The sequence below is a fragment of the Ensifer sp. VA4 genome, from assembly GCF_055710065.1.
The window spans coordinates 78,430-92,953 of record NZ_JBVQPO010000004.1 but is presented as its reverse complement, the minus strand read 5'-3'; the positions used below and the strand labels follow the sequence as shown (position 1 = coordinate 92,953).

General features: G+C 60.8%; 12 protein-coding genes. 3 read left to right on the top strand and 9 right to left on the bottom strand.

The window, feature by feature from the left end:
* Nucleotides 1–33 precede the first annotated feature (33 nt).
* A complete protein-coding gene (locus AC0C6X_RS07665) occupies nt 34–693 on the bottom strand; it encodes a YggS family pyridoxal phosphate-dependent enzyme (protein ID WP_173517936.1) in 660 nt (219 codons plus the stop codon).
* 223 nt (nt 694–916) lie between these two features.
* On the opposite strand from AC0C6X_RS07665, the gene leuS reads away from it, so the two are divergent.
* Genes leuS through holA form a run of 3 tightly spaced genes read left to right on the top strand, consistent with a single transcriptional unit; the run spans nt 917 to nt 5,110 of the window.
* On the top strand, nt 917–3,544 hold the full coding sequence (leuS, locus tag AC0C6X_RS07660) for a leucine--tRNA ligase (RefSeq protein ID WP_472952397.1): 2,628 nt from the start codon (nt 917–919) through the stop codon (nt 3,542–3,544).
* Nucleotides 3,531–4,064, top strand: coding sequence for an LPS assembly lipoprotein LptE (gene lptE / locus AC0C6X_RS07655; protein WP_173517938.1), 534 nt, complete (start codon nt 3,531–3,533; stop codon nt 4,062–4,064). Before leuS ends, lptE begins: the two co-directional genes overlap by 14 nt.
* A gap of 11 nt (nt 4,065–4,075) precedes the next feature.
* The gene (gene holA / locus AC0C6X_RS07650; RefSeq protein ID WP_247959342.1) at nt 4,076–5,110 is read left to right on the top strand and encodes a DNA polymerase III subunit delta; all 1,035 of its coding nucleotides are present in this window, start codon (nt 4,076–4,078) and stop codon (nt 5,108–5,110) included.
* A gap of 200 nt (nt 5,111–5,310) precedes the next feature.
* Here the strand turns inward: holA and AC0C6X_RS07645 are convergent, their stop codons facing one another.
* From AC0C6X_RS07645 to hemE, 8 genes are all read right to left on the bottom strand, one after another.
* Nucleotides 5,311–6,201 carry a ParB/RepB/Spo0J family partition protein gene (locus AC0C6X_RS07645; protein WP_247959341.1) on the bottom strand — a complete coding sequence of 297 codons (891 nt, stop codon included), beginning with the start codon at nt 6,199–6,201 and terminating at the stop codon, nt 5,311–5,313.
* Between the two features lie 35 nt (nt 6,202–6,236).
* Nucleotides 6,237–7,031 carry a ParA family protein gene (locus tag AC0C6X_RS07640; protein ID WP_247959340.1) on the bottom strand — a complete coding sequence of 265 codons (795 nt, stop codon included), beginning with the start codon at nt 7,029–7,031 and terminating at the stop codon, nt 6,237–6,239.
* 15 nt (nt 7,032–7,046) lie between these two features.
* Entirely contained in the window at nt 7,047–7,688 is a 642-nt protein-coding gene (gene rsmG, locus AC0C6X_RS07635; RefSeq protein WP_173517942.1) for a 16S rRNA (guanine(527)-N(7))-methyltransferase RsmG, read from the bottom strand.
* Complete coding sequence (gene mnmG / locus AC0C6X_RS07630; RefSeq protein WP_472952394.1) at nt 7,685–9,568, bottom strand: tRNA uridine-5-carboxymethylaminomethyl(34) synthesis enzyme MnmG; 1,884 nt, start codon at nt 9,566–9,568, stop codon at nt 7,685–7,687. The genes rsmG and mnmG overlap by 4 nt, the downstream gene beginning before the upstream one ends.
* A 100-nt stretch (nt 9,569–9,668) precedes the next feature.
* Nucleotides 9,669–10,997 carry a tRNA uridine-5-carboxymethylaminomethyl(34) synthesis GTPase MnmE gene (gene mnmE / locus AC0C6X_RS07625; protein WP_173517944.1) on the bottom strand — a complete coding sequence of 443 codons (1,329 nt, stop codon included), beginning with the start codon at nt 10,995–10,997 and terminating at the stop codon, nt 9,669–9,671.
* A 370-nt stretch (nt 10,998–11,367) separates the two neighbouring features.
* On the bottom strand, nt 11,368–12,633 hold the full coding sequence (gene rho, locus AC0C6X_RS07620) for a transcription termination factor Rho (protein ID WP_089044254.1): 1,266 nt from the start codon (nt 12,631–12,633) through the stop codon (nt 11,368–11,370).
* 194 nt (nt 12,634–12,827) lie between these two features.
* Nucleotides 12,828–13,370: a protoporphyrinogen oxidase HemJ gene (hemJ, locus tag AC0C6X_RS07615; RefSeq protein WP_472952688.1), complete on the bottom strand. Its 543-nt coding sequence runs from the start codon at nt 13,368–13,370 to the stop codon at nt 12,828–12,830.
* Nucleotides 13,367–14,398: a uroporphyrinogen decarboxylase gene (gene hemE, locus AC0C6X_RS07610; protein ID WP_472952390.1), complete on the bottom strand. Its 1,032-nt coding sequence runs from the start codon at nt 14,396–14,398 to the stop codon at nt 13,367–13,369. The genes hemJ and hemE overlap by 4 nt, the downstream gene beginning before the upstream one ends.
* Nucleotides 14,399–14,524: the final 126 nt, after the last annotated feature.

Genomic DNA, 14,524 nt, shown 5'->3' with positions numbered 1-14,524 from the left:
TTCGCTGGAATTGCAAGTTCCTACACTCTTTCGTCAGCGCGCGCCGAAAATGGCCGAACCGACGCGAACGCTGGTGGCGCCGAACTGGATGGCCGTCTCGAAATCGCCGGACATGCCCATCGACAGCTTGTCGAGCCTGCAGGCGGCGGCGAGCTTCGCAAGCAGGGCAAAATGCGGGCCGGGATTTTCCTCGACCGGCGGAATGCACATCAGCCCCTCGATCTGAAGGCCCAGCTCCCGGCGGCAGAGATCGACGAAGGCGACCGTCTCCTCCGGTGCGATGCCGGCCTTCTGCGGCTCGAGCCCCGTGTTGACCTGAACGTAGAACCTGAGGTTCCGGCCCTGCTTCTGCATCTCTGCCGCGAGCGCGCGGGCAATCTTCTCGCGATCGACGGTCTCGATGACGTCGAACAGGGCCACGGCCTCGGCCGCCTTGTTCGATTGCAGCGGGCCGATCAGGTGAAGTTCGAGGTCGGATGTCTCCGCCTTCAGCTCCGGCCACTTGCCCTGCGCTTCCTGCACCCGGTTTTCGCCAAAGACCCGCTGGCCCGCCGCGATCACCGGCCGGATGGTATCGGCGTCGAAGGTCTTGGAAACCGCGACCAGCGTAACGGCGCCCTCGGCGCGATCGGCAGACTTCTCCGCCGCCTGAATCCGGCTCACGACATCCTGCAACCGCTCTTGGACTTCCATCGACCCGTTCTCCGACAAGGAACTATCAAACCACTGACCGAGCGGCTTAGGCAAACTTGAGCGACTTGCCAAGGCCATGGCCACACCGGCAGGCTCAAATCCGCCAAAGTGTCGCGGCAAACCCTTCAAAAACTTGACCGTCAGGCGGTTTCGTGGTGAAGGTCACGCCAACTATCATGAGGGCGCCTTATGCGCCGCAGAACTTCCGGAACATCGAAAAGACATGTCTAGCGAACGATACAATCCGCGTGATGCCGAGCCCCGCTGGCAGCAGGAATGGGAAAAGAACGAGGTCTTCCAGACCGCGAACGACGATCCGCGCGAAAAGTACTACGTGCTCGAGATGTTCCCCTATCCGTCGGGCCGCATCCACATGGGCCACGTGCGCAACTACACCATGGGTGACGTGGTGGCGCGCTACAAGCGCGCCCGCGGCTTCAACGTGCTGCACCCGATGGGCTGGGATGCTTTCGGCATGCCGGCCGAAAACGCCGCCATGGAACGTGGCGTGCATCCGGCCAGCTGGACCTACCAGAACATCGCCTCGATGAAGGCGCAGCTCAAGGTCATGGGCCTGTCGCTCGACTGGAACCGCGAATTTGCGACCTGCGACCCCGCCTACTACCAGCGCCAGCAGCACCTGTTCCTGGACTTCCTGGAGAAGGGTCTCGTCTATCGCAAGCAGTCGAAGGTCAACTGGGACCCGGTCGACAACACCGTGCTCGCCAACGAGCAGGTGATCGACGGCCGCGGCTGGCGGTCGGGCGCTCTGGTCGAACAGCGCGAGCTGACGCAATGGTTCTTCCGCATCACCGACTTCAGCCAGGAACTGCTCGACGCGCTCGACACGCTGGATCAGTGGCCCGAGAAGGTGCGCCTGATGCAGAAGAACTGGATCGGCCGCTCGGAAGGCCTGTCGCTGCGTTGGGAACTCGTGAACGGTACCGCTGGTGACGCGGCCGAGCTCACCGTCTATACGACCCGTCCGGATACGCTCTTCGGCGCCTCCTTCCTGGCGATCGCCGCCGACCATCCGCTGGCCAGGCAGGTGGCAGCCACCAATCCGGAGGTCGAGGCATTCTGCGAGGAATGCCGCCGCGCCGGCACGTCGCTCGCTGCACTGGAAACGGCAGAAAAGAAGGGCATCGATACCGGCATTCGCGCCAAGCACCCGCTCGATCCGAGCTGGGAGCTGCCGGTCTATGTCGCCAACTTCGTGCTGATGGACTACGGCACGGGCGCCATTTTCGGCTGCCCCTCCGGCGACCAGCGCGACCTCGATTTCGCCCGCAAATACGGCCTGCCGGTCGTCCCCGTCGTCATGCCGAAGGACGGTGATGCCGCGACCTTTGCAATCGGCGACGAGGCATATATCGGCGACGGCGTGATGATCAACTCGCGCTTCCTCGACGGCCTGTCGACGGAAGACGCCTTCGAGACGGTCGCTTCGAAGCTGGAAAAGGAAACGTTCAACGGCACGCCGCGCGCCGAGCGCAAGGTGAACTTCCGCCTGCGCGACTGGGGCATTTCGCGCCAGCGCTATTGGGGCTGCCCGATCCCGGTCATCCATTGCGACGACTGTGGCGTCGTGCCGGTTCCGAAAGCCGATCTGCCTGTCGTGCTGCCGCCGGACGTCACCTTTGACAAGCCAGGCAATCCGCTCGACCGTCACCCGACCTGGCGCCACGTCGCCTGCCCGCATTGCGGCAAGGATGCCCGGCGCGAGACGGACACGATGGACACCTTCGTCGACTCGTCCTGGTATTTCACGCGCTTCACCGCACCCTGGGAAGACAATCCGACCGACCCCAAGGTCGCCAACCACTGGCTGCCGGTCGATCAATATATCGGCGGCATTGAACACGCGATCCTTCACCTGCTCTACTCGCGCTTCTTCACCCGCGCGATGAAGGCAACCGGCCATGTCGCGATCGACGAGCCGTTCAAGGGTCTGTTCACCCAGGGTATGGTCGTGCACGAAACCTATAGCCGCGGCGAGGGCGCCCAGCGCGAATGGGTTACGCCGGCTGAGATCCGCATCGAAGAGATCGACGGACGACGCCGCGCCGTACTGCTTGAGACCGGCGAGGAAATTGCCATCGGCTCGATCGAGAAGATGTCGAAGTCGAAGAAGAATGTCGTCGATCCCGACGACATCATCGCTTCCTACGGCGCCGATACGGCCCGCTTCTTCGTTCTTTCCGATTCGCCCCCGGATCGTGACGTTATCTGGTCCGAAGCCGGTGTCGAGGGATCGCATCGCTTCGTCCAGCGCGTGTGGCGTTTGGTGAGCGAGGCGGCCGAAAAGCTGCGCGCGACCGAGGCTGCACCGGCGTCTGAAGGCGAAGCCCTTGCCGTTTCGCAGGCCGCTCACAAGACGCTGCGCGCCGTCGAGGCGGATTATGACAAGCTCGCCTTCAACAAGGCCGTGGCGCGCATCTATGAACTGGTGAACACGCTTGCCGCGCCGTTGACCCAGGTTGCCGCCGGCAAGGCGGATGCGGCACTCGCTGGCGCCGTAAAGGACGCCACGACGATCCTGATCAACCTGATCGCGCCGATGACGCCGCACCTTGCCGAGGAATGCTGGCGTGAAATCGGTGGCGAGGGGCTGATCGCGGAACGCGGCTGGCCAGCTTTCAACCCGGCGCTGGTCGTCGAGAACGAAATCACCCTTCCGGTACAGATCAACGGCAAGAAGCGCGCCGATTTGACAATCGCCCGCGATGCGGATCAGAGTGCGATCGAAAGCGCCGTCCTGGCGCTTGATGCCGTCAAGACTGCGCTCAACGGCAGCAGCCCCAAGAAAATCATCGTCGTGCCCCAGAGGATCGTCAATGTCGTTGTCTGATAGAGCTGGCGCCCGCATCCGGTCGATCCCGGTGCTGGCAGGTGTTCTTTTGCTGACCGCGCTCGCCGGCTGCCAGGTCAGGCCGCTCTATTCCGATCCTGTCGGCACGTCGACGGCATTGGCGGCGATCGAGATCTCCGATGCCGACGACCGGGTCGAACAGGAAGTCCGCAACGACCTGATCTTCCTTGTGGCGGGCGGGCAGGGCGAACCGGTAAACCCGCAGTATCACCTGGCACTGGAGGTCACGACCCGTGCCATGGGCGTGCTCTATGATCAGGACAAGGACCGAGTGGACCGCGCCAGCGCCGGACGCATCGTCGTCAAGGCGGACTACAACCTGACGAAGATCGGCACGGGCGAGACGATCAAGTCCGGCAACCGTACGGCGGTCGCGCTCGTTGACTTCCCGGTCCAGGAATTTGCCAAGTTGCGCGCCATCCGCGACGGCGAAAACCGCGCCGCAAAGGAACTGGCCGAGCTGATCCGGGCTGATATCGCCGCGGCCCTCAGCCGCTAGTCGGTGTCGGGATGAGCGAAGTCAAGTCGCACGAATTCGACTCCTTCCTCCAGAAGTCCGCCGGGGTCTATCGGCTGTTCATTCTCTACGGGCCCGACCGCGGGCTCGTCTCCGAGCGTGCGTCCGCGCTCGCCGCGCGCTGCGGCGTGCCGCTGGATGATCCCTTTTCCGTCCTGAAACTCGATGTCAGCGAGCTGACGCAATCGCCGGGCCGGTTGCTCGATGAGGTCAATTCGATCGGCCTCTTCGGAGGTGACAAGCTCATCTGGGTACGGGGTGCGGCCAACGAGAAGTCGCTCGTCGACGCGATGCAGCTTCTGGCCGCCGAACCGCCGTCCGGAAGCTATGTGATCGTCGAGGCCGGTGACCTGAAGAAGGGTGCCGCGCTTCGCAAGATCGGCGAAACGGCCCGTTCTGTGGCCTGCATCGCCTGTTACAGCGACGACATTCGCGGCCTGCAGGCCTTGATCGACAAGGAACTTGGCGACGAGAAGCTGGGAATCACGCCGGCCGCCCGTGCGCGCCTGCTGGAGGCGCTTGGCGGCGATCGCCTGGCGTCACGCAATGAACTGCGCAAACTCGCCCTTTATTGCCGCGGCAAGACGGCCGTCGACGAGGAGGATGTCCTAGACATCGTCGGCGACGCCAGCGCCATTTCCGTTGACGACGCAGTCGACGCCGTGCTGAAGGGCGATCTCGACGGTCTGCTGCATGCGATGCAGAAGATCACCACGTCGAAGACACCGGCGTTTCTGGTGCTGCAGGCCTGCCTAAGACAGTTCCAGCAGCTCGACGTGATGCGCGCCGAAATGGATGCCAGTCGCCAGCAGGCAGGGCAGGTCATTGCCACGCTCGGCCGCGGTCTACATTTCCGGCGCAAGCCGATCGTCGAAGCCGCCTTGAAGCAATGGACGGCGCCGGCGATACGCCGTGAACTCAATCGTCTTCAGACGACGATCTTTCAAAGCCGCAGCCGTGCCAGCCTGGAAGAAAGCCTGGTCTTGCAGAATCTCATGGCGATCGCCGTGCAATCCGCACGGCGCTGATGCGGTTGACGCAAAGGGAACCCAGCCTGTAGCAATCGATTGCTTCTGTCACTTTCCTCGCCGGTAATTACGCCCGGCACGGATACGGAGGCTTCTACTAAGCCCGGTGAGACAGAAAGATTAAGTGAATCAATAGATTAGGACGCGCTTTGCGTACAAGGCGCGCCCTTCGGGAGTTCTGAAAATGCCGCTTGAAGCTCTCACCGGCGCTCAAGCAGGCGGCAAATTTCCTCGAGCTGATCGAGCGTCTTATAGGCGATGCGGAGATGGCCACCAGACGCCTTGTGGTTGACGGTCACCTCGAGGCCAAGGCTATCCGACAGGGTGCGTTCCAACGCCAGCGTATCCGCATCCTTCTCGTCGCGGCGCGCTGTCTTGCCGAAATTCGGATCGTTCTGCGCGCGGATATCGTTCTGGGCCATGCGCTCGGCATCACGCACCGAAAGCCCCTTGGCGACGATCGTCCGGGCCAGCGTCGCCGGATCCGACGTGGGAATGAGCGCCCGTGCATGACCCGCGGACAGCGTGCCCTCCGACAGCATGTCGCGCACCGGTTCCGGCAGTTTCAGCAGCCGCAGGCTGTTGGCGACGTGACTGCGGCTCTTGCCGATGATTTCACCGAGATCGTTCTGCGTATAGCCGTGCTCGGCAATCAATTGTTCATAGCCCAGCGCCTCATCAAGCGGGTTGAGGTCAGAGCGCTGAACGTTTTCGACGATGGCGATCTCCAGCGCCGTCCGATCGTCGACGTCGCGAATGATCACCGGAATCTCGGTGAATCCGGCTAACTGTGCGGCCCGCCAGCGGCGTTCGCCGGCGATGATTTCGTATCGGTCGACACCAATGGTGCGGGCGACAACGGGCTGAACGATACCATGCTGGCGAATCGAATTGGCGAGATCCTGGAGTTCGGCTTCATCGAACTGTCGGCGCGGGTTGCGCGGGTTGCGCGACACAAACTCAATCGGCACCCGTCGGTCCGGATTGACCGGGGCAGGGGCTGCGGCGCCGGTCTGCAGCGGTTGGTCCATCTCACCGATCAACGCCGCCAGTCCGCGACCAAGCCGTCTCTTCGAGCTATCGTCGTTCATATTGTCACCCGATTTAAATTACGCTGCCGAAATGATTATGCCGCCTTGCGCTGGCGCTCACGCTGAATCACTTCCGATGCCAACTGCAGGTAGGCCTGGCTTCCGGCACATTTCAGATCGTAGAGGATCGCAGGCTTGCCGTAGGACGGCGCCTCCGAGACGCGAACGTTGCGCGGGATGAGCGTGTGATAGACCTTGTCGCCAAGATGGGTCCTGACATCGCTGACGACCTGCTGGGCGAGATTGTTGCGCGAGTCGAACATCGTCAGCACGATGCCCTGGATATCCAATGACGGGTTTACCGATCGGCGAACCTGGTCCACGGTTTCCAGCAATTGGCTGAGGCCTTCCAAGGCGAAGAACTCGCACTGCAGCGGCACCAGCACGGAATGTGCGGCCGCCATGGCATTCATCGTCAGCAGATTGAACGACGGTGGGCAATCGACGAGTACGTAGGAATATTCCATCGCCGCCGGGCTAACCAATGCCTTGCGCAACCGAAAAACCCTGTCTGCTTCCCGCGAGATCTCCATCTCGACGCCAAGAAGATCCATCGTCGAAGGCACGATCGAGAGGTTCGGAACGGCGGTTTGCTGCGCGATCTCGCCGATCCCATGGGATCCCATCATCAGCTCGTAGGACGAGAGGTTTCGATCGCGCCGCTGAATACCCAAACCGGTGCTGGCATTGCCCTGCGGATCAAGATCGACGATGAGGACGCGCTCGCCGATCGCCGCCAAAGCGGTAGCCAGATTAATGGCGGTCGTCGTTTTACCAACTCCACCCTTCTGATTTGCGATTGTGATGATCCGATTTCTTGCGCCAAACATGTTTCCGCTCGCCGATCACTGAACCTTGCGTGACAGATTTGCGATCTCGAGCACAACAGAATCCGGCTCGACGACGCTTGGATGTTTTACCAGATCGAATTGATAGCGGCCAATGGCTTTGTCGATTTCGCGCTGGTAATCCCGCCCTTTGTGGAAGTAGGCGACCGTTTTGCGCTCTTCGGCCAGCAACCACGGCGCCGAATAGTCGAGCAACAGCGTCAAGTCGGCCAATGCGCGCGCGGAAACTGCGTCTGCCTGCGGAATCACCTTTCCAGCTTCTTCGATCCGAATCGGATGAACGGAGCCACGTGCACCCGTTTCGGCCAAAGCGACTCGCAAGAATGCGGCCTTCTTGTTGTTGCTTTCGACGAGATGCACCCAGCCGTCGGCGAACTCCGAGAGATAGATCGCCGTAATGACACCCGGGAAGCCGCCGCCGCTGCCGAGATCAACCCAGGTCTTCGGCTCGGGAGACAGTTGCGCAAGCTGCAGACTGTCGACGATATGACGGCGCCATAAATCCTCGATCGTCGAGGGCGCCACGAGGTTGATCGACTTCGCCCATTTCTGAAAGAGGCGGGCAAAATGCTCCAGTCGTTCATTCGTTTCACGTGAAACACGCAGTCCGTTCAACACGTCGACTGGACTCGTTTTCATTGTGCATTCGCCTTCTCTTCGCGTTCTACGGTTCCGTTCTGGCGCTTCAACCAGGCAAGAATCAGCGACGCCGCGGCCGGGGTCATGCCGTCGACCTTCATCACCTGCGCCAGGTTTCGCGGTGCCTGCTGCTTCAGCTTCTGCTTCAGCTCATTGGACAAGCCCGACAGTTTGTCAAAGTCAAAGCCATCGGGAATGACCAGATTTTCCTCACGACGAATGCCGGCTATGTCCGCCGCCTGGCGGTCCATATAGACCGCATAGGCAGCATCAATCTCTAGCGCCTCGACGACCCGCGGGCCAATCGACGACAGCTCCGGCCAGATCGGCAGCAGCGAAGCGATCGATTGCTCCGGATAGGAGAGGATCTCAAAGGCAGTGCGCCGCTGCCCGTCCTGGTTCAACTTCAGGCCATGGCGATTGCCTTCCGCCGGTGTCACCGAAAGGCTCTTCAACAGTTGCCGACCGTCGTCGAACTGAGCCCGCCAATCGACAAAACGATCACGGCGCGCATCGGAGACGCAGCCGAGTTCCATCGCCAATGGTGTGAGACGGGCATCGGCATTGTCGGCTCGCAGCGACAAACGATACTCCGCGCGAGATGTGAACATGCGGTAGGGTTCAGTGATGCCGCGCGACGTCAGATCATCGATCATGACGCCGATATAGGAATTGGTGCGGCTGAAGATCACCTCCGGTCGTCCGGTCGCAAGCAAAGCCGCGTTCAAACCCGCGACCAATCCTTGCGCGCCAGCTTCCTCGTAACCGGTCGTCCCGTTGATCTGTCCCGCCAGGAACAGGCCGGGCATCTTGCGCACCGCCAGTGTCGCATTCAACTCGCGCGGATCCACATGGTCATATTCGATGGCATAGCCGGGCTGCAGGATCGTCACATTCTCCAAGCCGGGGATCGTTCGAATGAACGCGTCTTGGATATCGGCGGGCAGCGACGTCGAGATCCCGTTCGGATAGATGGTGTCATCGTCGAGGCCTTCCGGCTCCAGGAAGATCTGATGGCCGTCGCGCTCGCCAAAGCGGACGATCTTGTCTTCGATCGACGGGCAATAGCGCGGGCCGACACCTTCGATCTGGCCCGAATACATGGCCGACTTGCCGATGTTGTCGGTAATGATCTTGTGCGTTGCCTCCGTCGTGCGCGTCACACCGCAATCAATCTGCCGGTTCAAAATGCGGTCGGTCATGAAGGAGAAGGGCACAGGATCCTCGTCCGGGCCTTGCCTCCCGACACGATCCCAGTCGATCGTGCGTCCATCGAGGCGTGCCGGCGTACCGGTCTTCAAGCGGCCAAGCTTCAGACCGTAGCGCAACAGCGTCCCGGAAAGACCAACCGATGGTTCTTCGCCAACGCGGCCGGCAGGGATCTTCTGATCGCCAATGTGGATCAAGCCCTTCAGGAAGGTGCCAGTCGTCAGGACCACGGACTTTGATACAAACGACCGCCCGTCCTTCATCACGACGCCGCTGACTTTTCCGTCCGCCTCGACAAGGTCGAAAGCATCGCCCTCGATGACTGTCAGGTTGGCGATGGCGGCGATCTCGCGTTGCATGGCTTCGCGATAGAGGCGCCGGTCAGCCTGTGTGCGCGGACCGCGGACAGCAGGGCCCTTGCGCCGGTTGAGGAGGCGAAACTGAATACCGCCGGCATCGGCGACGCGGCCCATCAGGCCGTCCATCGCGTCGATCTCGCGCACCAGGTGACCCTTGCCCAATCCACCAATCGCCGGGTTGCAGGACATCACGCCGATGGTCGACGCCTTGTGGGTAATCAGTGCCGTATTAGCACCGAGACGCGCAGCCGCGGCTGCCGCCTCGCAGCCCGCATGGCCGCCGCCAATGACGATGACGTCATACTGGATCATTGTTCATATCTCCAAACCAGCACCGCTTCGCGCCGGCACGATTCGTTTCACGTGAAACACAACGAAGGACTCGCAAACGTTGTATCGTTGTTTCCACAGACTATTTTCCAATACAGAATTCGGAAAATATCACATCCAAGAGGTTCTCGACATCCACCCGGCCGGTAATCCGCCCGATGGCATCGCCAGCGAGACGAAGCTGTTCAGCTCGGATGTCGAGACCATAACTTTCCCCCGCCAAGCTTGCTTCGATTGCTCGAAGTGCTTGCCGCAGGCTATCGACATGGCGGCGACGCGACGGCAAAGCGAGTGCGGTGCGGCCACTAAGGTCGGGCAGGTGACTGGCGATCGCATCCAACAGGCGATCCATGCCTTCACCGGTCCTGACCGAAATAAAGACGTCGGCCGCATCGGGAGACCACCGCCGGTCCGGTTGATCGATCTTTGTTGCCACCCGCAAAACGGGCGTGCCGTCAGCGGCGATCTCGGACAAAGAGTCGAAGCCGCCCATCGACTCCGACAGAAGGAGGATCAGATCTGCCCGCTCGATAACTTCTCGCGCGCGACGGATACCCTCTTGCTCGACACGTTCGTCGGTTTCACGCAATCCCGCAGTGTCGTAAAGTTTGACAGAGAATCCGGCTAATGAAAGGTCGACTGAGAGTACGTCGCGCGTCGTTCCGGCGATTTCCGTGACGATGGCGATATCCCTCTGCGCCAGTGCATTGAGCAAACTCGACTTGCCGGCGTTCGGCTCGCCCGCGATGACGATCTTCAACCCGTCCCGGATGATCTCGGCGAGCGGCGCATCAGCGATGTGGGCGGCGATCTCCTGTGCCAGCGTCGCCATGTCCTGCCAGATACGCTCGCTCACCGAACCCGGCACATCGTCCTCGTCGGCAAAATCGAGCTCAGCCTCGATCATCGCCCGCGCATGGGTGAGGCGTTTCGCCCAGGCCGCATAGACCTTCGATTGCCCGCCGCCAGAATGCTCGATCGCCAGGCGGCGCTGCATTTCGGTCTCGGCAACGATCAGGTCGGCGAGCCCCTCGACTTCCACCAGATCCAGCTTGCCGTTCTGGAAGGCGCGCCGTGAAAACTCGCCCGCTTCGGCGTGCCGCAAGCCCTCGAACTGGGAGAGCTCCTCGAGCAGGGCGTTTACCGCAGCGCGGCCGCCATGGATCTGAAACTCAGCGCAATCCTCGCCGGTGAAGGAGGCAGGCGCGCGAAAATAGAGAACAAGGCCGCTATCGATCACAAGACCGTTGCGGGTCCGAATCGATTTGAGCGTCGCTGTTCGCGGCAACGGCACGTCACCGCACAATGCCTGTAAGACCGCCGCGGTGTGCTGGCCGCTGACACGCACGACCGCGACGCCAGAGGGCAGGGCCCCGCTGGAAAGCGCATATATCGTGTGCATCGCTGTCATTGGCTCACCTGAAAGACCGCGAAAGCCGTTATGCAGTTCGCTGGTCGAAACAATGGGGATCATCGAAGTTCGGGACCGGATCGTTTCACTTCGCGGAGCTGGCTCACGCAGAATGAAAACTGTATCTCAACGGGTCGGGGAGCTTATGCCGAAACGGCGTTGAAATATCAAGGTGCTGCCACGCGCGTGTTTCACGGCATCGGCATGTTTCACGTGAATCAGCCGGAAACAATCGCGGAATCGAGATCCAGATGATCCCGATTGTTGCAAAGCCGAATCAATACCTACTGTGAATCCGGCTAAGTTTTTTGGAAAGCAAAACCGACCGAGTAAGGTCGGCCGGTCTCTGATTTGGGATATCGACTGCGTTTTACGTGTTCATCGAGTCGAAGAAGTCGCCATTGTTCTTCGTCTGCTTGAGCTTGTCGATGAGGAACTCGATCGCATCGGTCGTGCCCATCGGCGCCAGAATGCGGCGGAGCACGAAGATCTTCTGCAGATCCTGGCGCGGCACCAGCAGGTCTTCCTTACGCGTACCGGACTTGAGGATGTCCATAGCCGGGAAGATGCGCTTGTCGGCGACCTTGCGGTCGAGCACGATTTCCGAGTTACCGGTACCCTTGAATTCTTCGAAGATGACTTCGTCCATGCGGCTGCCGGTATCGATCAGCGCGGTCGCGATGATCGTCAGCGAGCCGCCTTCTTCGATGTTACGAGCAGCACCGAAGAAGCGCTTCGGACGCTGCAGGGCATTGGCGTCGACACCACCGGTCAGGACCTTGCCCGATGACGGAACGACCGTGTTGTAGGCGCGGCCGAGGCGGGTGATCGAGTCGAGCAGGATGACGACGTCGCGGCCGTGTTCGACAAGGCGCTTCGCCTTTTCGATGACCATTTCGGCCACCTGCACGTGGCGGGTTGCCGGCTCGTCGAAGGTCGACGAAACGACTTCGCCCTTCACCGAGCGCTGCATGTCCGTCACTTCTTCCGGACGCTCGTCGATCAGGAGAACGATTAGGTAGCATTCCGGATGGTTGGCGGTGATCGAATGCGCAATGTTCTGCAGGAGAACGGTCTTACCGGTGCGCGGCGGCGCGACGATCAGGCCACGCTGGCCCTTGCCGAGCGGCGCCACGAGGTCGATGACGCGGGCGGAGAGATCTTTCGACGTCGGAACGTCGAGTTCCATCTTGAAGCGCTCGTTCGGATAGAGCGGCGTCAGGTTGTCGAAGTGAACCTTGTGACGGATCTTTTCCGGATCGTCGAAATTGATGGTGTTGACTTTGAGCAGGGCGAAGTAGCGCTCGCCTTCCTTCGGTCCGCGGATCGGGCCCTCGACCGTGTCGCCGGTCTTCAAGGAGAAGCGGCGGATCTGGGAAGGCGAGATGTAAATGTCGTCGGGACCGGGAAGGTAGTTTGCATTCGCGGAACGGAGAAAGCCGAACCCATCCTGCAGGACTTCAACGACGCCTTCGCCGATGATTTCGATATCCTGTGCGGCAAGCATCTTGAGGATCGCGAACATCAGCTCCTGCTTGCGCATCGTGCTGGCGTTTTCGACCTCGAGCTCCTCGGCAAAGGCGAGCAGATCGGTCGGCGTCTTGTTCTTGAGTTCTTGTAGCTTCATTTCAGCCATGAAGGATCCATGTTTGGTATGGGTAATGGAGAGATGGCGAGTATTCGTTGGGGAGCTGCGGCTGGAAGAGGCAGGCTCTTGTCTTTGTCACAAGCCATGAAGAGGAGATGGCAGAAAATAGCGATTCACGTGAAACCCCGCAAGGGGCTGTCGCAAATTAGAAACGACTATTGCAAACCACAAATCGATTAAATTCAGAATGGCTTCACCACGACCATGATCACGATGAGAATCATCAGCAGCGTCGGGGCCTCGTTCATCAGCCGCCAATAGCGCGCGTCGTGCTTGTTTTCGTCACGCTGAAATTCGCGAACGGCTCGGCTGAAGCGCATGTGGACACCCGTCAGCAGCACCACGAACAGGAGCTTGGTGTGCAGCCAGCCGCCCTGGAAGCCATAGACGCTCCAGGCGAGGTAAAGCCCGAGCACCCAGGAGATCATCATCGCCGGGTTCATGATGACCTTCAAAAGCCGCATCTCCATCATCTTGAAGGTTTCCGCCTGCGCCGAGCCCGGCTCGGCGTCGGTGTGATAGATGAAGAGGCGCGGCATGTAGAGAAGGGCCGCCATCCAGGACATGACCGCGATGACATGCAGCGCCTTGATCCAGAGATAGAGATCATCCGGCTGCCAAAGGAACAGACCGACAAGAAGCGCGACGAAAGCGCCGAGCGCAATCGCTGCCCTGAGCCGCGCCCTGTTGCCGGGCGCCTGATCGGTCTGTTTCTCCGCCATCAGCTTGCTCCGCGGACCCGGGCAACCAGGGCCGACACGTGATCCGGATCGGCCTGCGGCGTGATGCCATGGCCGAGATTGAAGATCAGCGGTCCATGGCCAAGCGCATCGAGAATACGGTCGATGCCTTCCGCGAGCGCCGTGCCGCCCGCAACGACCCGCATCGGATCGAGGTTGCCCTGGACGGGCCCTTCCTTCTGCAGATCCTGCGCAAAGGAAAGCGGCACGGTCCAGTCAAGACCGATGGCATCGGCGCCCGTCGCCTGGCGATAGGTCTTCAGTAGCTGACCGGCGCCTTTCGCAAAGGCGATGATCTTCGCGTTCGGCCGCTGCGCCCGGACCGAAGCGATCATCCGGCGAACCGGCTTGACGGCATAACGGGCGAATTCCTCCTCGCCGAGAACCCCCGCCCAGGAATCGAAGATCTGCACCGCATCGGCGCCGGCATCGATCTGCCGCACGAGATAATCGGCCGAGACATCAGCAAGGAAAGACAGCAGGTGATCGAAGGCTTCCGGATTGCGGTAAGCGAAGAGACGGGCAGGGGCCTGGTCCGGCGTTCCGTGTCCGGCGATCATATAGGTCGCAACCGTCCAGGGAGCGCCACAGAAGCCGAGCAGCGTCGTTTCTCCGGGGAGTTCGGCGCGCAACCGCGACACCGTCTCGAATACCGGCTGGAGGTGCTCGGCGATGCCCTCAGGCTTCAGGCTAAGGATGCCGTCGACATCGATCGGATCCATTCGCGGCCCATGACCTTCCTCGAAGCGCACATTGCGTTTCAGAGCATCCGGGATGACCAGGATATCGGAAAAGAGAATGGCGGCATCGAAAGCATATCGACGGATCGGCTGCAGCGTCACCTCGACTGCGAGATCCGGCGTGTAACAGAGATCGAGGAAGCTTCCGGCCTTAGCCCGCGCTGCCCTGTACTCCGGCAGGTATCGGCCGGCCTGGCGCATGAGCCAGATCGGAGGAGGAGACACCATCTTCCCTGCCAAAACCTCCAGAACCTTTCTGCGCGTTTCGGTCACGGATCATCTCTCCCAATCTAAAATCAAAGATATTTAGAAGGTTTCTATTTCTTAGAGTCGGTGGGTATCAAGGATTAAAACAACCCACCAACTTGTCCACGGTTGCGGATCGGAATGAAGCGCGCC

What these genes read in the sequence shown, in the direction of transcription:
- AC0C6X_RS07665 (WP_173517936.1), bottom strand. Translation starts at nt 693, where the DNA reads ATGGAAGTCCAAGAGCGGTTGCAGGATGTCGTGAGCCGGATTCAGGCG.
- rho (WP_089044254.1), bottom strand. Translation starts at nt 12,633, where the DNA reads ATGGCTGAAATGAAGCTACAAGAACTCAAGAACAAGACGCCGACCGAT.
- lptE (WP_173517938.1), top strand. Translation starts at nt 3,531, where the DNA reads ATGTCGTTGTCTGATAGAGCTGGCGCCCGCATCCGGTCGATCCCGGTG.
- rsmG (WP_173517942.1), bottom strand. Translation starts at nt 7,688, where the DNA reads ATGAAAACGAGTCCAGTCGACGTGTTGAACGGACTGCGTGTTTCACGT.
- AC0C6X_RS07645 (WP_247959341.1), bottom strand. Translation starts at nt 6,201, where the DNA reads ATGAACGACGATAGCTCGAAGAGACGGCTTGGTCGCGGACTGGCGGCG.
- AC0C6X_RS07640 (WP_247959340.1), bottom strand. Translation starts at nt 7,031, where the DNA reads ATGTTTGGCGCAAGAAATCGGATCATCACAATCGCAAATCAGAAGGGT.
- holA (WP_247959342.1), top strand. Translation starts at nt 4,076, where the DNA reads ATGAGCGAAGTCAAGTCGCACGAATTCGACTCCTTCCTCCAGAAGTCC.
- mnmE (WP_173517944.1), bottom strand. Translation starts at nt 10,997, where the DNA reads ATGACAGCGATGCACACGATATATGCGCTTTCCAGCGGGGCCCTGCCC.
- leuS (WP_472952397.1), top strand. Translation starts at nt 917, where the DNA reads ATGTCTAGCGAACGATACAATCCGCGTGATGCCGAGCCCCGCTGGCAG.
- mnmG (WP_472952394.1), bottom strand. Translation starts at nt 9,568, where the DNA reads ATGATCCAGTATGACGTCATCGTCATTGGCGGCGGCCATGCGGGCTGC.